Origin of the sequence: Kribbella capetownensis (assembly GCF_004331485.1) — a bacterium.
Taxonomy (GTDB): domain Bacteria; phylum Actinomycetota; class Actinomycetes; order Propionibacteriales; family Kribbellaceae; genus Kribbella; species Kribbella capetownensis.
In genome coordinates this window covers 828,582-849,889 of the sequence record NZ_SJKD01000001.1, presented here as the reverse complement: position 1 = coordinate 849,889, position 21,308 = coordinate 828,582, and the positions used below count along the sequence as shown (strand labels likewise).

21 protein-coding genes are annotated in these 21,308 nt (G+C 68.3%); 12 read left to right on the top strand and 9 right to left on the bottom strand.

What is annotated here, in order from left to right:
- Positions 1–147: 147 nt before the first annotated feature.
- Both E0H75_RS04120 and E0H75_RS04115 read left to right on the top strand, forming a co-directional pair.
- Complete coding sequence (locus E0H75_RS04120; protein WP_238162812.1) at positions 148–2,376, top strand: DUF4328 domain-containing protein; 2,229 nt, start codon at positions 148–150, stop codon at positions 2,374–2,376.
- 12 nt (positions 2,377–2,388) lie between these two features.
- Positions 2,389–3,174, top strand: coding sequence for a sugar phosphate isomerase/epimerase family protein (locus E0H75_RS04115; RefSeq protein ID WP_131511668.1), 786 nt, complete (start codon positions 2,389–2,391; stop codon positions 3,172–3,174).
- Here the strand turns inward: E0H75_RS04115 and E0H75_RS04110 are convergent.
- The gene (locus E0H75_RS04110) at positions 3,150–3,701 is read right to left on the bottom strand and encodes a TetR/AcrR family transcriptional regulator (protein WP_131511667.1); all 552 of its coding nucleotides are present in this window, start codon (positions 3,699–3,701) and stop codon (positions 3,150–3,152) included. The two genes, E0H75_RS04115 and E0H75_RS04110, sit on opposite strands and share 25 nt — an antisense overlap.
- 93 nt (positions 3,702–3,794) lie before the next feature.
- Between E0H75_RS04110 and E0H75_RS04105 the strand changes: the two genes are divergently transcribed.
- A complete protein-coding gene (locus E0H75_RS04105; protein WP_131511666.1) occupies positions 3,795–4,940 on the top strand; it encodes an FAD-dependent oxidoreductase in 1,146 nt (381 codons plus the stop codon).
- Here the strand turns inward: E0H75_RS04105 and E0H75_RS04100 are convergent, their stop codons facing one another.
- A complete protein-coding gene (locus tag E0H75_RS04100; RefSeq protein ID WP_131511665.1) occupies positions 4,941–5,942 on the bottom strand; it encodes a LacI family DNA-binding transcriptional regulator in 1,002 nt (333 codons plus the stop codon). It abuts the gene before it with no gap.
- Positions 5,943–6,067: 125 nt separating this feature from the next.
- Here E0H75_RS04100 and arfA point away from each other — a divergent pair, with 125 nt between their 5' ends.
- The 5 genes from arfA to E0H75_RS04075 all read left to right on the top strand — a co-directional run bounded on the left by arfA (position 6,068) and on the right by E0H75_RS04075 (position 12,924).
- On the top strand, positions 6,068–7,570 hold the full coding sequence (gene arfA, locus E0H75_RS04095; RefSeq protein WP_131511664.1) for an arabinosylfuranosidase ArfA: 1,503 nt from the start codon (positions 6,068–6,070) through the stop codon (positions 7,568–7,570).
- A 62-nt stretch (positions 7,571–7,632) separates the two neighbouring features.
- The gene (locus E0H75_RS04090) at positions 7,633–9,819 is read left to right on the top strand and encodes a family 43 glycosylhydrolase (RefSeq protein ID WP_131511663.1); all 2,187 of its coding nucleotides are present in this window, start codon (positions 7,633–7,635) and stop codon (positions 9,817–9,819) included.
- Positions 9,820–9,844: 25 nt separating this feature from the next.
- A complete protein-coding gene (locus E0H75_RS04085) occupies positions 9,845–10,747 on the top strand; it encodes a glycoside hydrolase family 43 protein (RefSeq protein ID WP_131511662.1) in 903 nt (300 codons plus the stop codon).
- Positions 10,748–11,029: 282 nt separating this feature from the next.
- Entirely contained in the window at positions 11,030–11,914 is an 885-nt protein-coding gene (locus E0H75_RS04080; RefSeq protein ID WP_238162811.1) for a hypothetical protein, read from the top strand.
- Between the two features lie 95 nt (positions 11,915–12,009).
- Positions 12,010–12,924 carry a hypothetical protein gene (locus E0H75_RS04075; protein ID WP_131511661.1) on the top strand — a complete coding sequence of 305 codons (915 nt, stop codon included), beginning with the start codon at positions 12,010–12,012 and terminating at the stop codon, positions 12,922–12,924.
- Here the strand turns inward: E0H75_RS04075 and pdxR are convergent.
- Complete coding sequence (pdxR, locus tag E0H75_RS04070; protein ID WP_131511660.1) at positions 12,911–14,290, bottom strand: MocR-like pyridoxine biosynthesis transcription factor PdxR; 1,380 nt, start codon at positions 14,288–14,290, stop codon at positions 12,911–12,913. The genes E0H75_RS04075 and pdxR overlap by 14 nt on opposite strands.
- A gap of 69 nt (positions 14,291–14,359) precedes the next feature.
- Here pdxR and E0H75_RS04065 point away from each other — a divergent pair, with 69 nt between their 5' ends.
- Positions 14,360–15,040 carry a pyridoxamine 5'-phosphate oxidase family protein gene (locus E0H75_RS04065; protein ID WP_131511659.1) on the top strand — a complete coding sequence of 227 codons (681 nt, stop codon included), beginning with the start codon at positions 14,360–14,362 and terminating at the stop codon, positions 15,038–15,040.
- On the opposite strand, the gene E0H75_RS04060 is transcribed toward E0H75_RS04065, so the two are convergent.
- From E0H75_RS04060 to E0H75_RS04040, 5 genes are all read right to left on the bottom strand, one after another.
- Positions 15,037–15,822 carry an ABC transporter permease gene (locus E0H75_RS04060; protein WP_131511658.1) on the bottom strand — a complete coding sequence of 262 codons (786 nt, stop codon included), beginning with the start codon at positions 15,820–15,822 and terminating at the stop codon, positions 15,037–15,039. The two genes, E0H75_RS04065 and E0H75_RS04060, sit on opposite strands and share 4 nt — an antisense overlap.
- Positions 15,819–16,775: an ATP-binding cassette domain-containing protein gene (locus E0H75_RS04055; RefSeq protein WP_131511657.1), complete on the bottom strand. Its 957-nt coding sequence runs from the start codon at positions 16,773–16,775 to the stop codon at positions 15,819–15,821. Before E0H75_RS04055 ends, E0H75_RS04060 begins: the two co-directional genes overlap by 4 nt.
- A 137-nt stretch (positions 16,776–16,912) precedes the next feature.
- On the bottom strand, positions 16,913–17,437 hold the full coding sequence (locus E0H75_RS04050) for an EXLDI protein (protein ID WP_131511656.1): 525 nt from the start codon (positions 17,435–17,437) through the stop codon (positions 16,913–16,915).
- Between the two features lie 86 nt (positions 17,438–17,523).
- Positions 17,524–18,129, bottom strand: coding sequence for a putative antibiotic biosynthesis monooxygenase (locus E0H75_RS04045; protein ID WP_131511655.1), 606 nt, complete (start codon positions 18,127–18,129; stop codon positions 17,524–17,526).
- A 42-nt stretch (positions 18,130–18,171) separates the two neighbouring features.
- Positions 18,172–18,780 carry a hypothetical protein gene (locus tag E0H75_RS04040; protein WP_131511654.1) on the bottom strand — a complete coding sequence of 203 codons (609 nt, stop codon included), beginning with the start codon at positions 18,778–18,780 and terminating at the stop codon, positions 18,172–18,174.
- Between the two features lie 81 nt (positions 18,781–18,861).
- On the opposite strand from E0H75_RS04040, the gene E0H75_RS04035 reads away from it, so the two are divergent.
- The gene (locus tag E0H75_RS04035; RefSeq protein WP_131511653.1) at positions 18,862–19,308 is read left to right on the top strand and encodes an Lrp/AsnC family transcriptional regulator; all 447 of its coding nucleotides are present in this window, start codon (positions 18,862–18,864) and stop codon (positions 19,306–19,308) included.
- A gap of 195 nt (positions 19,309–19,503) precedes the next feature.
- Here E0H75_RS04035 and E0H75_RS04030 read toward each other — a convergent pair whose 3' ends face one another.
- Complete coding sequence (locus E0H75_RS04030) at positions 19,504–19,764, bottom strand: cell division protein CrgA (RefSeq protein ID WP_131511652.1); 261 nt, start codon at positions 19,762–19,764, stop codon at positions 19,504–19,506.
- Positions 19,765–19,875: 111 nt separating this feature from the next.
- Here E0H75_RS04030 and E0H75_RS04025 point away from each other — a divergent pair, with 111 nt between their 5' ends.
- Together E0H75_RS04025 and E0H75_RS04020 are read left to right on the top strand one after the other, a co-directional pair.
- The gene (locus E0H75_RS04025) at positions 19,876–20,646 is read left to right on the top strand and encodes a DUF881 domain-containing protein (RefSeq protein ID WP_131511651.1); all 771 of its coding nucleotides are present in this window, start codon (positions 19,876–19,878) and stop codon (positions 20,644–20,646) included.
- Between the two features lie 17 nt (positions 20,647–20,663).
- The gene (locus E0H75_RS04020) at positions 20,664–21,281 is read left to right on the top strand and encodes an aminodeoxychorismate/anthranilate synthase component II (RefSeq protein WP_131511650.1); all 618 of its coding nucleotides are present in this window, start codon (positions 20,664–20,666) and stop codon (positions 21,279–21,281) included.
- The last annotated feature ends 27 nt before the right edge of the window (positions 21,282–21,308 follow it).

Below are 21,308 nucleotides of genomic sequence, written 5' to 3'. Positions count from 1 at the left end.
GGACCGACTGCACACGCGTACCTACTTCGTGGTATCAATGTGGCTCGGTCATGCGGGGGCAGGATTTGGCCGAGACGCCGAACAGACGGAGTTCCAGCAACGCGAGGGACGCACGACGTGAGCCACCCGCAGCCAGCAGTCCTTGTCTTGTCCTCCCCAGATCAGGAAGATTGGCAGCCGCACGCAGCCGAGGAGTTCCAGCACGTAGGGCCGGTCGGCAAGCTCGCCATCGGTTTGCTCGGTGCATCCACGATCACCCACCTGCTCTCCACCTGGTCGGACTGGAACACCTACAGCGTCGTCCACCGCTACCTCGGCGGGATGCCGAACGTCGATGACGCCGACCTGAACCGCGCCGACGCGATCGCCAAGGTCACCGCGGTCCCGAACGTGATCGTCTCCGTCGCCGCCGCGGTCGTCTTCGTCATCTGGTTGTGGCGGGCCCGGGTCAACTCCGAGGTCTTCTGCCAGGCCGACCATCGCCGCAGCCACGGCTGGGTGCTGGCCAGCTGGTTCTGTCCCGGACCGAACCTCTGGTATCCCAAGCAGATCGTCGACGACGTCTGGCTGGCCAGCGATCCGAAGACCCCGGTGTACGCCGATGACCTGCGCCGGTTCAGGACTCCCGCTCTCACGTCCGTGTGGTGGGTGGCCTGGATCGGCGCACTCGCGTTCGACGTGGTCGTCCGCCGGTTCCTGATGTGGATGGAAGCGACCGTCGGGTCGCTGCGCGGTATCGCCCTGGCCGGTACGGCGTCGCTGGTGCTGACCGCGGTGTCGGCGGTCGCCGCGACGATGGTGATCCGCCGGATCAACACCATGCAGACCACCCGCGAGTGGGTGCCGTGGTGGGACCAGCGCGAGCCGAAGCTGATGGCGGTGCCGACGTACGCGAACGACGACACCGACGAGCAGCCCGCCATCTCCGAGCCGATCGCAGCCTCGGCCCTCCCCCCGGCGGCGCGCCGCCGGGAGCTGCAGATGGCCGGTGGCGGTGCGGCCACCACTCCGGTCGCCAACCCGTTCGCGCCGCCCCCAGCAGGCTTCCCGGGCGACGGTGCGGCCGCGTCCGACTTCCCCGTCGGCGGCAGCCCGTTCGCTGCGGGTCCGGCAGCGCCCGCCGCGTTCGGTGGTGACGCGCCCGTCGAGGAGGCTCCGAAGTGGAGCCCGTTCGCCCCGGTCGTGGAGAGCTGGCAGAACGAGGACGTCGACGGCGGCCCGGCCACCGAGCAGTTCAACGCGGTGGAGACCTGGCGGGACGAGCAGCCCGCCCAGCAGACGAGCTACGAGCCGGAGCCGGGTCCGCGGACGAGCTGGAGCGACTACCTGGGCGCCGGCAGCGACGACCCGCTGTCGAACAGCGCCCTGAGCAGCCCGCAGCCGAGCAGCCCGCAGCCGAGCAGTTGGCGCGACGAGACCCCGCCGCTGACCGTCGTCGAGCCCGACCCGTACAGCTACCAGCCGCAGCAGCCGGCTCAGCCGGAGCGGTCCTGGGCCGCCACCTACTCCGAGCCCTACACGTACGACAGCACTCCGGACTACCTCACCCAGGCGACCTCCCCGGTGGAGGCCGAACCCGCACCCGAGCCTGAGCCCGCGCCAGTTGCGCGCGCCGGCCGCCGGGCCGCTCGGGTCGCGGTGGACAGCCCGTCGGCGATCGAGCAGCCGACGGCCTCGCACTCGGTGCACGCGCCGTCCTCGCACACGATGCCGTCGTCGCACGTGTCGGCATCCTCCGGCTACTACGAGCCGTCGGCACCGGCCCTCGGGCAGCAGCAACAGGACGACTTCCTGACTCCGTCGAAGCCGCTCCCGCCGGTCCCGTCGTACGGACCCGAGCCGTCCTACACGCCGGAGCCGACGTACACGCCCGAGCCGTCCTACAGCCCGGAGCCGACGTACACGCCGGAGCAGACCAGCTACACGTCGGACTACAGCTCGTCGTACGACGACTCGTCCTCGAGCTACCAGACGTCGTACGAGCCGGCTTCGGACTACTCGTCGTACAGCTCGGAGTACACGGGCACCAGCAACTACGAGTCGACCGACTACGGCTACAGCAGCCCGGCCTCTGACTACTCGAGCAGCAGCAGCTACGAGACGCCGTCGTACGACTCCTACAGCCCGACGTCGTACAGCGGCTCGGACTACAGCACGGAGTACAGCGGCAGCACCGACTCCTACGAGACCTACAGCCCGAACTACGCGACGGAGTCCTACGGGTCGCCGTACACCTCGGACTACTCGCAGGCCGAGCAGCAGCCGTCGGAGTACGAGCAGCAGGCGTACTACACCCCCGAGCAGCACCAGCAGCCGGAGCAGGAGCCTGAGCAGCCCACCACGCCACGCACTCACCCGCGGCGGCGCTGGGTCTGATCTGATAGCGGTATGAGATTCGCCTTCTCCACGCTCGGCTGCCCCGGAGCACCACTCGACCACGTCCTGGAACTTGCCAAAGGCAACGATATCTCCGGCCTGGAACTGCGGACCGCGCCGGACGAGTTCACCAACACCACTCTGAGTACGGCGGAACGCCGCGAGCTGCGGATCCGGATCGAGGACGCGGGCCTGGAGATTCTCGCCGTCAGCAGCTACGTGAAGCTCTGCGCGGTCGAGGACCAGCCGCTCGAGGCCCACCTGGAACTCGCCGCCGACCTCGGCGCCCGTGGCGTCCGGGTGTTCCCCGGCGATGTCGACAGCGGTACGACGGACGGACCCAGCGCCGGCGAGATCCGGGCGCTCGACCGGGTCACCTCCGCTCCCCGGGACGCGCAGATCCTGCTGGAAACCCACGACTCGCACTCGGCCGGCCGGAAGATGGCCGCGTTGCTCACGCTGCTCGACAACGACGTTCCCGGCCACAACGTCAAGGTGATCTGGGACAGCGCGCACACCTGGTCGCACGGTGAGACCCCGGCCGAGGCGTTCGAGCTGCTGAAGCCGTGGATCGAGTTCGTGCAGATCAAGGACAGCGACTCGAGCCAGGACTACCGCCCGGTGGCGATGGGCGCCGGCGACTACCCGATCCGGGATCTACTGCAGGCCCTCGATGGCACGGACTACCCGCTGTCCCTCGAGTGGGAACTCAAGTGGCACCCGCACCTCCCGCCGCTGGAGGAGGCGCTGCCGGCCACGCGGGCCTGGCTCGATCAGGGCGCCGACGACGTCAGGTAGCGCGTGATGGTCGGGCCGAGCCACGCGACCACCTCGTCGTGGGACATCGTGGCGATCGGCGCGATCCCGAGGATGTAGCGGCAGAGCGCGAAGCCGAGGGTCTGGCTCGCGACCAGGCCGGCCCGCACGGCCGGCTCCTCGACCGCGAGCGCGCGCAGCGTCGGCGCGAGTTGGGCCGCGAAGATGCCCCGCATCCGGTCGGCCGCGGCCTCGTTCGTGACCGATGACCGCAGCAACGCCAGCAGCGTGTCGTCGCCCTCCCATCGGGTGACGAAGTGCCGCACCAGCGCGTCGCCCAGCTCATCCGGCGGTAGGTCGCGCAGGTCGGGCAGCCGGAGATCGAACTCGGCCGCTGCCGCGAACAGCTTCTCCTTGTTGCCGAAGTACCGCATCACCATCGCCGGGTCGATCGCCGCGTCCGCCGCGATCGCCCGGATCGTGGCCCGCTCGTACCCGTCCGCGCCGAAGCGCTCCCGGGCCGCCGCCAGGATCGCCGCCCGGGTCCGGTCCGACTTCCGTTCCGCCATGCCCACAGCATATGCCAACACCTGTTGACTTTTCTTCCAGGCACTCCTACAGTAAAAGTCAACAAGCGTTGATAAACCTCGGAAGGAGCAACGATGACTCCGGAGCGTGCGGATGTCGTAGTGGTGGGTGCGGGCCCGGTCGGGCTCGCAGTGGCGGCCGGCTTGCGGCTGCAGGGGCACTCGGTGGTCGTGGTCGACCGGCAGGCCGAGGGGGCGAACACCTCCCGGGCCTGCGTGATCCACCCGCGGACACTGGAGGTGCTGGATCAGATCGGCGCCACCAAGCGTCTGGTCGAGCTCGGCCTGGAGCTGGAGGACTTCGCCGTACGCGATGGTGACCGGCGGCTCGTCCCGGTCGGCTTCGGCGACCTGCCGACCGACTACCCGTTCATCGTGATGCTGCCGCAGTACGTCACCGAGCGGGTCCTGCTGGAGCGGCTCGAGGAGCTCGGCGGTTCGGTACTGCGTCCGTACGCGGCCACCGGCCTGACCCAGACCGCGGACGGCGCCGAGGTGACCCTGGACAGCGGCGACGTGATCAAGGCGCGGTACGTCGTTGCCGCCGACGGGATGAACAGCACGATCCGCGAGCTGGCCGGGCTGCGGATGCCGGGCAACACCCTGCAGCTGTCCTGCAGCCTGGTCGACGTACGCGTCGACGGCGGACTGCCGGTCGACGAGGTCGCGCTGTACTTCTCCCACGCTGGACTGCTCGTGGTCGCGCCGCTGCCGGACGGTTCCTTCCGGCTGGTCGCCGAGGTGGGTGACGCGCCGGAACACCCGGACGCGGCGTACGCGCAGCAGTTGCTGGTCAGCCGTGGTCCGCGCAAGAGCGCACCGAAGGTCACCGAGGTGGTCTGGGGTTCGCGGTTCCGGATCCACGAGCGGGTGGCCGACGAGTACCGCGCCGGGCGGGTGCTGCTGGCCGGCGACGCCGCGCACACCCACAGCCCGGCGGGAGGCCAGGGTATGAACCTCGGTCTGCGGGACGCGATGGTCCTGGCCGATGCGCTCTCGGTCGCGCTGAACCGCGGCGACGAGTCGGAGCTCGACGCTTACGCCACCAACTCTCGCGCCGAGGCGGTCCGGGTGATCGGGCTGGCCCACCGGCTGACCCGACTGGCCAACCTCCCGCGCCCGCTGCGCCCGGTCCGCAACGCCATCCTCGGCCTGGCCGGCAGGCGGCAGAAGGTCCAGGACGCGTTCGCGAAGCAGCTCGCCGGCTTCCCCGACCGCTGATCAGCCGGCGGTCGTCTCGCGGATCTCCAACGTGTAGGGAACGGTCAGGTCGCGGAGCGCGGCCTCACCGCTGCCGGAGATCCGCTCCAGCAGCAGATCGACCGCGTTGCTCGCCAGCCACTCCTTGTCCGGCGAGATCGTGGTCAGCGACGGCGAGTGGTACCGGCCGTCCTCGATATCGTCGAAGCCCACCACAGCGACGTCGCCAGGCACCGACAGGCCGGCGTCGGCCAGCGTTCGCAGGGCGCCGAGCGCGAGCAGGTCGTTGAAGCAGAACACCGCGTCCGGTCGCTCGGGCAACGCCAGCAGCTCCCGCATCGAGGCCGCGCCGTCGTCGCGGTGATAGCCCGTCCCGGCCAGCTCGAGCGCCGGGTCGTGCGGCAACCCGGCCGCCTTCAGCGCCTTCCGGTATCCCTTCCGCCGAACCGCTCCGGTGCCGGCTCCCCCGCCGACGCCGATCGCGGCGATCCGCCGCCGGCCGATCGAGATCACGTGCGTGGTCGCGTCGTACGACGCCTGGACCGAGTCGACCGCGACATGGTCGAAGGTGCCACCGGCGGGCCGTTCGCCCAGCAGAACAAGGGGTTTCGCCGTACCGGCCGTGCCGATCTTCGCCGGGGCGGTGGTGATCGGGGAGAAGATGATCCCGTCGATCAGTTGCCCGCGCATCCCGTCGAGGACCAGCTTCTCGGCGGCCGCCTCGCCCTCGGTCTGGTCGATCAGCACGGTGATGCCGCGCCGTTTCGCCGCCCGGCTGATCGCCGCGCCGAGTTCGGCGAAGTACGGCGAGGCCATCTCCGGGATGGCCAGGGCGATGAAGTCCGACCGGCCCTTGCGCAGCGAGCGGGCGCTGACGTTCGGCTTGTAGTCCAGGGCGGCGATCGCGGCCTCGACCTTGGCCCGGGTGTGCGCGGTGATGTGCGGGTAGTCGTTGATGACGTTCGACACGGTCTTCACCGACACGCCGGCCCGTGCCGCCACATCGCTCAGCCTGGTCGCCATCCGTACCTCCTGTCACCGCTTGTCGCCTGAGTGTGCCATGCCTGCCGGGGGCGAACCCTTTACACCGGATATCAATCGTTGTAGACATCCACGTTAAACGTTGTAGACACTCGCTGGGAGGCCTCGTGGCACGCCTTGTCGTGGATCGAGCGTTCGTGGTCGGTGCACTCGACCGGCGCCTGTTCGGCTCGTTCGTCGAGCACATGGGCCGCTGCGTCTACACCGGGATCTACGAGCCAGGCCACGCGACCGCCGACCCGGACGGCTTCCGCGAGGACGTGCTGGAGCTGGTCCGCGAGCTCGGCGTCACCACGATCCGCTACCCCGGTGGGAACTTCGTCTCGAACTACGACTGGGAGGACGGCGTCGGGCCGAAGGACCAGCGGCCGCGCCGGCTCGACCTGGCCTGGCGGGCGATCGAGCCGAACCAGTTCGGCACCGACGAGTTCGTCGCCTGGGCCGGCAAGGCCGGCATCGAGCCGATCTGGGCGGTCAATCTCGGCACCCGCGGGATCAAGGCAGCGGTCGAGCTGCTGGAGTACTGCAACCTCGCGGCCGGTACGGAGTTGCCCGATCGGCGGGTCGCCAACGGCCACGAGGCGCCGTACGGCATCAAGGTGTGGTGCCTGGGCAATGAGATGGACGGCCCGTGGCAGATCGGCCACAAGACCGCCGAGGAGTACGCCCGGCTGGCCGAGGAGAGCGCGAACGCGATGCGCCGGGTCGAGCCCGGTCTCGAACTGGTCGCGTGCGGCTCGAGCAACGCCGGCATGCCGACGTTCGGCGAGTGGGAGCGGGTCGTGCTGGAACGCACGTACGACCTGGTCGACCACATCAGCCTGCACGCGTACTACGAACCTCACGACGGTGATCAGGCCAGTTTCCTCGCGGCGGCCGAGGAGATGGACCGGATGATCTCCTCGGTGGTCGCGACGGCTGACCACGTGAAGGCGCTCAAGCGCAGCGACAAGGAGATCACCTTGTCGTTCGACGAGTGGAACGTCTGGAACCAGCGGCACTTCCCGGGCGAGCTCGGCCTCGGCATTCGCGAGGTGAGCCCGCTGATCGAGGACACCTACACGGTCGACGACGCCGTGGTGGTCGGCAGCCTGCTGATCACGCTGCTGCGGCACGCCGACCGGGTGAAGATCGCTTGCCTCGCGCAACTGGTCAACGTGATCGCTCCGATCCGCACCGAGCCGGACGGCCGCGCCTGGCGGCAGACGATCTTCCATCCGTTCGCGCTGACCGCCCGGTACGCCGGTCCGACCGTTCTGCAGACCGCGATCGGCGACGGGCCGGAGATCGACACCGCCGCGTTCGGCCGCATCCCGGCGCTGTGGAGCACAGCGACGTACGACGAGAACACCGGCGAGACCGCGATCTTCGTGGTGAACCGGAGTGAGACCGACAAGGTCGACCTGGAGATCCCGCTCGGCCGTGGTCTGCGTGTGGTCGAGCACCTGGCCCTGTACGACGACGACCGGGCCGCGGCGAACACCGCGGACGACCCGGACCGGGTGGTGCCCCGGTCCGTCGACGGCACCGAGGTCGTCGATGGGAACTGCACCGCCACGCTGCCGCCTGCCTCGTGGCATCTGATCCGCCTCCGCACCGACGAAGGCTGATGCACCAAACAGAGAGGAACCCGCCCGTGCCTCCGAGAAGACTCCTCGCCGCAGTCTGCGCTGTGGCAGCCCTTGCCGCCGGTACGACGGCCGCCACGGCCGCACCCGACCCCGCGGTGAAGACCACCAACCCGATCACGTCCAGCTTCGCCGACACGTTCGCCGACCCGTCGATCATCCAGGGCCGGGACGGCTACTGGTACGCCTACGCCACCTCGGACCCGCTGGTCGCCAACGGCCCGTTCGGCCTGATGCACATGGCCAGGACCAAGGACTTCAGTTCCTGGGAGTACCTGGGCACCGTCTTCACCGACGCGACGAAGCCGGCCTGGGCCGCGCCCGGTTCGTTCTTCTGGGCGCCGGACATCCGGTACTTCGGCGGCCGGTACGTCATGTACTTCACTGTCACCGACACCACGGCCAACGCCGGCGGTGATCCCGCGATCGGCGTGGCCACCGCCCCGACTCCGACCGGACCATGGACCGCTACCGACGGACCCGTCGTCGGCCCGCGATCGGACGGCAACGGCGGCTTCCTTGGCACGATCGACCCTGCTCTGCTGACCGCCGCCGACGGAAAGCGGTACCTGTACTACGGCGGCTTCAATGGCGGCATCTCCGTCACCGAACTGTCGCCGGACGGCCTGCACTCGGTCGGTACGCCGACCCAGGTGACCATCGGCGATCGCTACGAGGGCTCGTACGTCGTCTACCGCGACGGCTGGTACTACTTCATGGGCTCGTCGATGAACTGCTGCGCCGGCCCGAGCACTGGCTACTCCGTCTTCGCCGGCCGGTCCCGATCGCCGCGCGGCCCGTTCCTCGACAAGGACGGTGTCGCGCTGACCGACTCGCACGTCGGCGGTACGACGGTCATCACGCAGAACGGCAACAAGTGGATCGGACCCGGCCACCATGCGTTCATCACCGACGCGGCCGGCCAGGACCACATCGTCTACCACGCGATCGACCGCGGTACGCCGTGGCTGACCAACCCGCTCGGCGTCAACCGGCGGCCGATGCTGATCGACCGGATCGACTGGATCGATGGCTGGCCGCGGACCCGCGCCGGTCTCGGCCCGTCCGAGGGACCGGTGCCCGCGCCGACGACCGGGTCCGGACTCGGGATCGACTCGACCGATCCGGCTGGCGGCGTGCTCGGTGCTAGTCGGCAGCCCGGTGACGCCTTGGGCGGACCGACAGCGTCCATCTCCGGTGCCGCGCGGACGCGTCAGTCGGCGCCCGGTGGCTCCATCCGTGTCGAGGCTGACGTCCGTTTGGGCGGCGCGTTCAGCACGGTGCTCGGCAACCAGGTGGTCGCCTCGGTCGCGAACGGCAAGCTCACTCTCATGGCGGGCCGCGCAGCGAAGTCCGTTGCGCTCCCCGCCGACTTCGACCGGTCGCAGTGGAACAAGCTGAGCGTGCAGGTCTCCGGTACTACTGTCACTGCTCGCGTGAACGACGCCGGTCTGGGTGACGTGTACGCCGAGGCGGAACTCGCCGTACCTGGTCTGAAGCTTCGGGCTGCGCCGGTGCGGTGGCTCGGGTCGGCCGAGGTTGACAACCTGACCGTTCGGCCGGTGGCGGAGCCGGTACGACGGATGGCCGACGTAGCGCGGACCGGGAAGCTGTTGTCCGGGGACGACTTCTCCTCGGGCCTGGGTGACGACTGGTCGTGGGTACGTCAGGACGCCAACGCAGTTGTTGCTGACGGCAAGTTGTCGTGGCCGTTGGAGAACGCGGACATGGTCGGCAGCGGGAACAACGCCGGGTTGCTGTTCCACCAGACGCCGGCCGGGGACAGTTGGATCGCCGAGACCAAACTGCACCTCGACCTCGGTGCGAACGACGTACGCAACTATCAGCAGGCCGGGATGATCGTCTATCTCAACGACGACGACTTCGCGCGGCTGGGGTCGGTCTCGATCTGGAAGACGAGGCAGACGGAGTACGGGCGTGAGTTGGTGGCGCGACCGTCGGATGGTGCGACGACGTACGGAGCGGCGGCGATCGGGCGGTCGGCGTCGACGTTGTGGATGCGGATCGCGTATCACAAGAACGCAGCAGGCGAGAACGTCTACCGGGCTGGGACTTCGGTGGATGGGAAGAACTGGACGTGGGGTGCGTCGTGGGTGCTGCCCGCGGGGCAGACGCCGAAGCTCGGGCTGTATGCGCATGGTGAGTTCACCGGTGCGAACCCGGCGCCGGTGGCGACCTTCGACTATCTGCGGTTCTACGAGAGCAAGTAACTGCGGTTCTGCTGGAGGGAGACACGTGGGATTCACCAATCCGGTCTACGACGGCAACTTCGCCGACCCCGCCATCATTGCGGTGGGCAACGGCTTCTACGCCTTCGCGACCAACGGGCCGCTGGGGAACGTGCAGACTCTGAGCTCTGGTGACCTGGTGGCGTGGGAGCAGGTCGGCGACGCTCTGCCGTCGTTACCGGATTGGTCGTCGCCGGGTCGGGTCTGGGCGCCGGAGGTATCGGTGCACGGGCCCGACCGGTACGTCATGTACTACACGACCCATGGGACTGCCTCCGGCCGGCAGTGCATAGGGGTCGCGGTCGCGTCCGAGCCGACAGGTCCATATGTCGACAAATCGCCTGAACCGTTGATCTGTCAGGCAGACGAGGGTGGTTCGATCGACGCGTCGCCGTTCCAGGACTCGACCGGGAGGCGCTGGCTGTACTGGAAGAACGACGGCAACGCGATCGGCGTCGACACCTGGATCTACGCGTCGGAGCTGTCGGCCGACGGTCTGAGTTTGACCGGTCCGGTCCATCAGCTGATCAAGCAGGACCTCCCGTGGGAGGGTGCGCTGGTCGAGGCGCCGTACATGGTCGAAGGGGCTGGTGTCTTCCATCTCTTCTACTCGGCCAACGCCTTCGACCGCGCCGAGTACGCCGTTGGGCACGCGCGCTGCGCATCCCCCACCGGCCCCTGCACAAAGTCCGGCGACCCGATCCTCTCGTCCTCCCCCGACGCAGCCGGTCCCGGTCACAACATGGTCATCCACCACGGCGGACGCGACTGGTTCGTCTACCACGCCTGGAACCCAACCCAGGTGGGCACCGACCCCGACGGCCGAACCATGTGGCTCTCCGAACTCACCTGGCTCGACGAAACCCCCATCGTCCAACCACCCCTCCACCACAACCCCCTCACCCCTTAGAAGGCCCTCGACAGGATCGCCAGAAGCACTGCGGACGTTTCCGCGCAGCGCATCACCAGCCGCGCACACCCGACCTTGTGCACCGATCAACCACGCAGGGCTCGCTCAGGTGGTTGGTCCGTGCACAGAGTCGGAGTGGGCGTGGGTTTACCTGGAGGAGGCTGGTGTCGGGAGGGGGAGAACTGCGGGGTCGTAACCTTTTCGGTCGCGCTCGCATCTAGGTGTACGGAGGGACACGAGATCGGGGGAACGACGGTGAAGCGACGAGGGATTGTTCGGAGTTTGGCGGGGGCGTCGGTGCTGGCTGCTGCTGCGGTGCTCGGGGCGCCGGCGGAGGCGGGGGTAGCGGCCATGGAGGGAGCGGCCGCTGCGTGCAGTCTGGTGGCCGAGTCGATCACGGCGACCGGGACGGACGCCGGCAGTGTGATCACGGCGACCACGCCGCCGAGCAAGCGCGCGACCGGCACGACACCGGGGATCTTCGAGCCCGGCCAGGTGCGGCTCGCGACGACGTTCATCCACGAGCCGAACATCGCGGGCGTGGATGTCTCGGGCTGGGTGGTGCAGGGCGACGGGCTGTACCGCAGTTTCTACTCGACGAACGAGCCGGAGCAGAAGACGCTCGTCCGGATCGGTGGCGGCTGGACGAACTACACCGCGCTCGAGGTGTCGCAGTACGCCGATGAGAACTTCAGCGTCTACCGTCAGACGGCCTACGGGTTGCGGAGCGACGGCACGCTGTACCGGTGGAACATCGGCGCGAGTTGGCACCTCACGGGTTCGGCGACCGGATTCGGCGCGGTCAAGTCGATGGCGCTGGTCAGCAAGACCCCGACGTACGACACGTTCCTGGCGAACCTCCGCGGCGGTTCGCTGTACACCATCCGGATCCCCACCACGGCCCCGATGAAGCCGATCGTCAAGCAGATCCGCGCCGGCACCTGGCAGGGCTTCGAGAAACTGACCGCCACCAAGTGCGGCCAGAACAGCACCCTCCTCCTCGGCATCGACAAGGACACCAACTCCGGCTACCTGTACGCCGTTGGCCACGCCAACGGCACCGCGACCGTCATCCAGAGCCGCGGCAAGGTCAACGGCACCTTCCCCGACGCCGTCAACTTCCGCTGGGGCGTAGTCGCCGACCTCGACCCACTGAAGGGCGACTGACACCAACAGACCGACCCGGGCACTGCTCCAACCTTTCGTGCCGGCTGCGCATCAAGGATGTACGGGAGGCATTCGAGATCCGGGGAGGGGTTTTGATGCGACGGGAGTTGGTTTGGGGTCTGGCGGGGGCGGCGTTACTGACTGGTGCGGCAGCCGTCGTGGTGCCGGCGCAGGCTGGTGTCGCGGCCGCGGAGGGAACGGCTGCTGCGTGCAGTCTGATGACTGAGGCCGTGACTGCTCCGGGTGACGCGATGGAGAGCGTGGTCACGGCGAGTACGCCGCCGAGCAAACAATTGACCAGCACGGTCACGGGGGTCTACCAGCCCGGTCAGGTGCGACTGGCGACGACGGTCGTCCACGAGCCCGACATCCCCGGCATCGAGGTGTCGGGGTGGGTCGTGCAGGGCGACGGTCTGTACTTCAGTGCCTACGTGACGCCGTACGACGACTCGGGCACCAGCGTGCCGGTGCTGCAGCGGCTGATCCGGATCGGTGGCGGGTGGGCGAACTTCACCGCGCTCGAGGTCTCGCAGACCCTGGGCCGTTCTACGGCGTACGGGCTCCGCGGTGACGGCACCCTGTTCCGCTGGACCGCCTCTGCAACGAGCTGGCGCAGTACCGGCTCGGCGACCGGTCTCGGCGCGGTGAAGTCGATGGCGCTGATCAGCAAGACGGCGACGTACGACACCTTCCTGGCGAACCTCCGGGGCGGCTCGCTCTACACCATCCGCATCCCGACCACGTCGCCGATGAAGCCGATCGTCAAGCCGGTCCGCGCCCGTACCTGGCAGGGCTTCGAGAAGCTGATCGCGACCAAGTGCGGCCAGAACAGCACGCTGCTCCTCGGCATCGACAAGGACACCAGCGCCGGCTACCTGTACGCCGTTGGTCACGCCAACGGCACCGGCACCGTCATCAAGGGCCTGGGAAAGGTCAACGGCACCTTCCCCGACCCCGTCGGTTTCCGCGGTGCCCCGGTCCCCGAAGCAGACCCACTCAACGGCGACTGACACCTACTCCGTCGAGGACCTTCACCAAAATGTCGAGGGCTTGGTGGAGGTCTGGGGTTGAGGGGGTGGCGTAGCCGATGACCAGGCCGGGTGGGCCGGGGGTGGATCGGCGGTAGTCCGACAAGGGGGCTACTTGTACGCCGGCTTGGCGGGCCGCGGTGGTGATGGCTCGGTCGTTGAGGGGGGCGGGGAGGAGCAGGGTGATGTGGAGGCCGGCTTCCTGGCCGATGATTTGGCCGTAGGGCGAGAGAACTGTGCAGGTGTGGAGGCGGCGGTCGGCGTACAGGCGGCGGCCTTTGCGGACGGTTTGGTCGAGGTAGCCGTCGCGGAGCATGGCGAGGAGGGCGGCCTGCATCGGCCAGCCGGGCCAGTCGCCGGACTCGGCGCGGAAGCGGGCCAGCCGGTCGACCATCGTGTCGGATGCGACGAGCCAACCGAGCCGGAGCGCCGGGCTGATCGTCTTGGACAGCGTGCCGAGATGGACCACTCGATCCAGGTCGAGTTGGGCGAGTGCGGGCAGTGGCGCGACGTCGTACCGGAACTCGCTGTCGTAGTCGTCCTCGATCAGCATCGCGTCGTTCCGTCGTGCCCACCGGACCAACTCGTTGCGTCGGGCAACGGGTAGCCGGCCGCCGAGCGGGTACTGGTGCGACGGCGTCACGTAGACGGCTGGGGCCTCGGTCAGTGCGGAGACCTGCAGCCCGTCGGCGTCCACCGGTACGTCGACGATCTCGAGGTGATGGTCCCGGGCCGCGACGACGGCGTTCAGGTAGCCGGGGTCCTCGATCGCGATGCGGTCGCCCGGGCGCCGGGTCACCGTGAGGAGCAGCCGGAGGCCGTGCACGGTGCCGTTGGTGATCAGGATGTTCTCCGGTTCGCAGGCGATCCCGCGGACCCGGCCGACATGGTCAGCCAACGCAGTGCGGAGCTCCGGTAGCCCAGCGGCATCGTCGTACCCATGTGGTGGCGACTGCGTCGACACCTCTCGCCAAGCACGTCGCCAACCCGGGTCCGGCGTCGGAGCGATGTACGGGATCCCCGGCCGCAGCGAAAGCAGCTCGGCCGCCGGATCCGGCTGAGGTGCGGCCCGGTGCCGTACGGCGGGCTGCAGCGGTACGACGTCCGTCACGTAGGTCCCCGCCCCCGTACGACCCTCGATCCACCCCTCGGCGTGGAGTTGGTCGTACGCCGCCTGAGTCACCGACCGGGACACGGACAGGTCGCGGGCGAGATCGCGGGTAGACGGGAGCCGGTGGCCTGATCGGAGCCGGCCGTCCAGGATCGCGGCCCGGAACTGCTCGGCCAGCTGCAGGTGCAGCGGCAGACCGGTACGACGATCGATGGTCAGCGGCAGGGAGCTTTCCACGAATGGACTACCTGATTCGCGCGGGAATGGACCGTGCCAGCATGCCACTGCGGACGGGACTCTGGTGACATGACCACCACGCCGCTTCAGCCGACCGACCGGACTGCACTGCGCCGCTCCAAGGAGCGAGCTGCTACCGACCGGCAGGAGCTGTACGACGTACTCCTCGACGGCATGTTCTGCCACCTGGGTGTCGTCGTCGACGGTGCACCGCTGGTGCTGCCGACGGCGTACGGCGTGGATCTGGACGAGGGACCCGACGGGACGCTGTACCTGCACGGGTCGGTTGCCGCCCGCAGTGTGGTCGCGGCGCCGCAGCAGACGATCTGCGTGACCATCACGCACGCGGACGGTCTGGTGCTCGCCCGCTCGGCGTTCCATCACTCGGTCAACTACCGGTCGGCGGTGATCTTCGGCGTACCGCGGCTGGTGACCGATCCGGACGAGAAGCTGCACGCGCTCAACCGCATCGTCGACCACCTGGTGCCCGGCCGCTCCACCGCGGTCCGTCCGCCGAACCGCAAGGAGCTCGCGAAGACCTCGGTCCTCGCGCTCTCACTGACCGAAGCCTCGGTGAAGACTCGCTCGGGGCCCGCCAACGACGAGGAGCAGGACCTCGACCTGCCCTACTGGACTGGCGTGATCCCGCTCCACGTCGTGGCCGGTGAGCCGGAGAACAACCCGGATTGCGACCTGCTGGTGCCTGCGCACATCCGCACGAGGGCGAACCTGCTGGGCGCACCGAGCTAGGCCACAGTCCCCTTGTTGTAGTTCTTCTGTGCCCAGAAGTAGCCGACCACGGCGATGGCGGCGCACCAGGCCAGCGCGAGCCAGCCGTCGCCGCTGTCCATCGGCGTACCCAGCAGCAGGTGCCGCAGGGTGTTGATGGTCGGAGTGAACGGCTGGTACTCCGCGAACCAGCGGATTCCGCTCGGCATCGACTCCAGCGGGATGAAGGTGTTGCTCAGGAACGGCAGCAGCAGGGAGATCGGCAGGACGACGTTGCTCGCCGCCTCCGGTGTCTTGCTGGTCAGGCCGAGCGCGATCGCGAACCAGGTCAGCGCGACGGTCAGCGCGATCATCAGGCCGGCTGCCAGCAGCCAGTCTCCCAGCGACGCGTTCGGGCGGAACCCGATCAGTACGGCGAAGCCGACCACCAACGCCAGGCTGACGATCGTCACGAGCACGTTGCCCAGCACGTGTCCGGTCAGTACGGCGGGCCGGAAGATCGCCATCGTGCGGAACCGCGCGACGATGCCCTCGGTCATGTCCATGCAGACGGCCACCGCGGGAGACATCGTCCCGGACGCGATCGACATCAGCAGGATGCCTGGGGTGAGGAAGTCGATGTAGTCGAAGCCGGCGCCGCTGCCGCCGAGCCCTGCTGAGAACGTGTCGCCGAAGACGAGGCCGAACAGCAGGATCATGATCACCGGCATCCCGAGGGCGCCGAGGGACAAACCGGGGTAGCGCTGGGCGTGCCGCAGGTTCCGGCGCAGCATGGTGGCGGTGTCTTGCAGTGCGTAGCTCATTTCGTCGTCACCTTCTCGGGCGAAGTCTCAACAGTGGGCTGACCGGTGACGGCGAAGAACACGTCGTCCAGGTCGGGGGTGTGGACCGTCAGTTCGTCGACCTCGAGCGAGGCGTCGTCGATCCGGCCCAGCAGGGCGCGCAGCGAGTGCACGCTGCCGTCGTTCGGCACCTGCAGGACCAGTGCTTCCTCGTCTCGCGCCGCGGCCGGCAGGACCTGGGACGCGAGGGCGAAGTCGTCGGGCGCGGTGAACCGGAGCCGGACGTGCCCGCCCGGTACCAGCCGCTTCAGCTGCTCGGCCGTGCCCTGTGCGACGAGCCGTCCGTGATCGAGTACGGCGATCTGGTCGGCGAGCTCGTCCGCCTCGTCCAGGTACTGCGTGGTGAGCAGGACCGTGACGCCGCCGGCCACCAGTTCGCGGATCAGCTGCCACATGCTGTGCCGGCTGCGCGGGTCCAGGCCGGTGGTCGGCTCGTCCAGGAAGATGATCCGTGGATCCCCGACCAGCGTCATCGCGAGGTCGAGCCGGCGCTTCATGCCGCCGGAGTACGTCGAGGCCAGCTTCGCACCGGCCTCGACCAGGTCGAACCGCTCCAGCAGTTCGTCCGCGCGGAGGCGGCCCTCGCGACGGCCGAGGTGGTGCAGGTCGGCCATCATGATCAGGTTCTCGCGGCCGGTGAGCAGGCCGTCGACCGCGGAGAACTGGCCGGTGACGCCGATCGCGGACCGGACGCCCTCGGGGTTCTGGTGCAGGTCGAACCCGGCGACCCGGATCTCGCCGGCGTCGGCCGCGGTCAGGGTGGACAGGATCTGCACCGCGGTGGTCTTGCCGGCGCCGTTCGGGCCGAGCAGGCCAAAGATGGTGCCTTCGGCAACGTTCAGGTCGATGCCGTCGAGCACGAGCTTGTCGCCGTAGGACTTGCGTAGTCCGCGGACGTCGATCGCTGATGACATGAGGCTTCCTCGGGTGAAAGTGGGCAGGGTGAACCTGACCCAATGGCTGAAAGGGTCTGTGGGAGGAGATTCAGGGCGTGCTGATCCAGCCGGCCGGCCTTCGTCGAAGGCGCCGGATCAGCGTGGAGGGGTGGGGACTAGATGTCGAGATCCTCCACCGTGGGGTGGCCCGAGGCTTCCTCGACCAGTTCGTAGAGGTCCTCGGGGATCAGTTCGCGGAGCTCCTCGACGGTGTCGACGACATCGAGGGTGGCCTCGCCCTGGGCCATGCTCCAGGACTGGTCGGTGCTCCAGTTGCCGATCCAGGAGCGCCAGCCGCTCAGGTACTGCTCGTCGTCGGCGCCCACGGTGAACAGGTTGCTGCGATCCGCGTGCAGCACGTACTTGCCGGTCCGGCTCCGGTAGACCTTGAAGGCCTCGTAGCCGTGCTTGCTGGATCGGCCGCCCTCGGCGAGCAGTACGCCGGAGAACCGCTGCTTGCGGCCGGTGCCTCGGCCCACCCGTACGGTGATCTCGTCGTACCCCTCGAGCCGGCCTTCCTCCAGTTCGACGTACTTGCGCAGCGCGATGGAGATCGCCGAGGACAGGTTCCCGGCGAGCTCCTGCGCCTTCTTGTACAGCGGCAGGTCGTCGTCCGACACGTAGATCGTCTTGTTGGGCATGGTTCTCACTCCTCCTACGTAGAACTATACGTACGAGGTCGAGCCATGTCTACATACATCTCTACGTAGAAGTGGACCCGGGCGGATCAGCGCGGTGAGTACAGCCAGGGATGCTCGAGATCGAAGAACACCGGCTGCTCCGCGTCGAGCGAGTTCAGTTCGTCGATCGTCGCCTTCAGGCTGGCCGGCGGCTCCTTCCGCTCGCCCTCCCGGGCCTCCGCCTCGGAGGTGAAGTACAGCGCGGTCGTGAAGGCACCGTCGGACATCGCGAGCAGACTGCCGAGGATGTCCGGCCGGAAGGCGGCCCAATCCTCGGGATGCTCGGCCATCAGCGCCCGGGCTCGCTCGGGGTTCGATGCCCGCCCCTGGATCACCTGGACGAAACCCGCCGCATTCGGATTGCCGCCCTGGTCGACCGTCACGTCCTCGGTGTCGTGGAACGTCGCGCCGTCGGTGAGCAGCGAGGAGAACTCGTGCCACCACTTGTCCTGCGCGGGCGACTCGCTGTTGCGCCGCGCGGACTCGGCGGAGTCGAAGCGAGCCAGCACGATGAACCGTCCGTCCGCGGTGACCCCGGCCGTGCTCCCCAGCCAGCCCATCGCCTCGGGCGCGAGTTCCTCCATCCACCGGTCGAAGGCAGCGTGCGCCTGCTCGACATCGGTGATCTGCCCCTGAATGACCTGAACGAACATCGTGAGACCTCCCCTGTCTAGGCCCAGGTCGCAGTTTCGAAGCTACGCCGGAGACTTCACCCGGTCGATAGATGTGGCGGGCAGGCGGGTGGCGTGGCGGATGCGGGCCAGCATGAGGAGGCTCGCGAGGATGCCGGTGGCGCCTAGCGTGATCAGGCGCGGGTCAGTTTTCCACAGGCCGAAGACGAACCAGCAGGACAGTTCGCCGAACACCAGCGCCCAGGTGCCTCGGGAGATGCCGGTCGGGCGCTCGGTCCGGTACGCCGTCCACACCGACGGCGTCACCTGGACGATCGAGGCGGCGGCGAGCAAGGTCCCCAGGCCGATTCGTCCACCGACGGCGGCCGCGAGCACGAGCAGTCCCACCCAGCCGCAGATCCAGGCGATCGCTCGGCGGTTCACCGCGCCACGTCGTACCAGCATCACCGAGAGGGTGCCGGCCAGGATGGCTGCTCCCGTGGACGGCAGGCTCGCGGTCCAGTAGCCCGAGGCCATGAAGTATGCGAACCAGGCCGCGTTGTTCGCACTCGTCAGCGTCGCCCAGGACCAGGAGACGCCGGCCGTGTCACCAGTGCCGCGCAGCTTGAGGAGTTGCGGCAGGTACTGCGGAATCCCGAAGCAGGCGGCGAGAAGGGGTAGGAAGTCCAGCATGGCGCAAGATTACTGCTGAATCAGCGACGATATCGTGCGAATTCATGCTCGCATCGCGGGATCACGGCTAGGATCTGTGTCATGGACGCGATCGATCGCAAGATCCTTGCGGTGCTTCAGGCGGAGGGCCGGCTGACCGTCACCGAACTCGCCCAACGGATCGGGCTGAGTGCGGCGCCCTGTCACCGCCGGCTGCGGGAGTTGGAGCGGTCCGGAGTGATCAGTGGATACCGGGCCGTCGTCGATCCGGGTGCGGTCGGGCGCGGGTTCGAGGTGCTGCTCGCGGTCACGATGGACCGGGAGGAGTCGGTGGCCGGGTTCGAGTCCGGGCTGGCCGAGATCCCCGAGGTGGTGCATGCCGAGCGGCTGTTCGGGGAGCCGGACTACTTCGTCCGGGTGGCGACGGCCGACATCGGCGCATTCCAGCGGCTGCGCGACGAACGGCTGGCCCGGCTGCCCGGAGTACAGCGGCTGACCTCGACGATCGTGATGAAGAAGGTGGTGGACAACCGCCCGCTGCCGACGTGAACGGTGTGGAAACTCATCCACTCAAACCTGACTTATCCACAGATTTCGCCGAGTTTCGGCCGGATCCGGTGGAGAAGTCGACGGCGAGCTGGGGATAACGTCGCCAAATCGGTGTGCACAACTGGGGATATGGATGTGGATAACTCCACCGCTGTGATTCCGGACAGGCCCGGTTCACCCGGTGGGGTCAGTGCCTCAGACCCACTGGGTGGAGACGACGAAGCCGACCGCGATCAGGCCCATGCCGATCAGCAGGTTCCAGTTGCCCAGGTCGTCCATCACCGGAATGTTCTGGCCGGCCACATAGAAGACGACCAGCCAGGCGAGCCCGAGCAGCCAGCAGGCCAGCATCACCGGCGCGACCCACACGCGGCTGGTGGTGCGCGGCTTCTTCGGCGTCTTCTGGACCTTGACCTTGTCGGTCTTCTTCTTGTTGCGACTGCTCGACTCGGGCACGGCTGAACTCCTTGTAAGGACGCATAAGCTGACCTCTGAGGCCAGGAGGCCCGGACCTGTCGGGTCCGGTCCGGGGTTAGCGTAGTGCAGACAGCAACATGGAGATCACAGGTGCGTAGGTTCAAGCGGATTTCGCTGTGGCGCGTGGGGGCACCCCTGGCGCTGCTGTGCGCCGGTCTGCTGTTCGCGACCAGCGCCACCAACGCCCGGGGCACCGACCTGCGTCCTTCCCGCAACACTACGCTCGCCGGGCTCGTGGAGGAACAGAGCCGCCGCAGCGCCAGCCTGGTCCGCCAGCACGCGGCGCTGACCCAGGACATCGTGAAGCTGCAGGAGCAGCAGGGTTCGATCGATCCGGCGCTGTCCAAGAAGCTCCAGGACCTGTCCGAGGAGGTCGGGACCACGCCGGTCACCGGGCCGGGTCTGACGGTGACACTGAAGGATGCGCCGTCCGAGGTCGTCAAGGAGAACCCGGACGTCGACGCGGACTGGTTGGTGATCCACCAGCAGGACATCCAGGCGGTGGTCAACGCGCTCTGGGCCGGTGGTGCCGACGCGCTCTCGATCCAGAACCACCGAGTCATCTCCACCACCGGGATCAAATGCGTGGGGAACTCCGTCGTACTGCACGGTGTGCCGTACCTGCCGCCGTACAAGATCACCGCGCTCGGTGACCGGCGGAAGCTGCAGCAGGCGCTGGACGACTCGCAGTACATCGAGAACCTGCAGGACTATGTGGTGAAGTTCCAGCTCGGCTACGAGGTGAAGAACGAGTCGTCGATCGCGATGCCGGCGTACGAGGGCACGCTCGACCTGCAGAGCGCGACCGTGCCCGGGTTCGAGCACACTCCCTCGGCCAGCCCGACGGCCAGCGGCCGGTAGCTGTCAGAATGGTCCGCATGCCGCGGATCCTTGTCGTCGACAACTACGACTCCTTCGTCTACAACCTGGTCCAGTACCTCCAGCAGTTGCAGGCCGAGACCACTGTGCTGCGCAACGACGAGGTCACCCCTGACCAGGTCACCGAGTACGACGGAGTCCTGCTCTCGCCCGGCCCCGGAACGCCCGAGGAAGCCGGCGCCTGTGTGGACATCGTGCGCGAGAAGGGCGGCGAGGTTCCGATCTTCGGCGTCTGCCTCGGCCTGCAGGCCATCGGAGTCGCGTACGGCGGAGTCGTCGGGCGCGCGGACGAGTTGCTGCACGGGAAGACGAGCCAGGTGTTGCACGAGGGCGCCGGTGTGCTCGCCGGACTGCCGTCGCCGTTCACCGCGACCCGGTACCACTCGCTCGCGATCGCCCAGGACACTGTGCCGGACGAGCTGCAGGTGACAGCCCGGACCGACGCCGGCGTGATCATGGCGGCCCGGCACCGCGACCTCCCGGTCGAAGGCGTCCAGTTCCACCCGGAGTCCGTGCTGACCGAGGGCGGCCACCGGATGCTGGCCAACTGGCTCGCGATCTGCGGCGACCCTGACGCGGTCGCCCGCTCGGTCGGGCTGGCGCCCGTCGTCAACTGACCCCACACGAAAGGCCCCCGCCGAGGC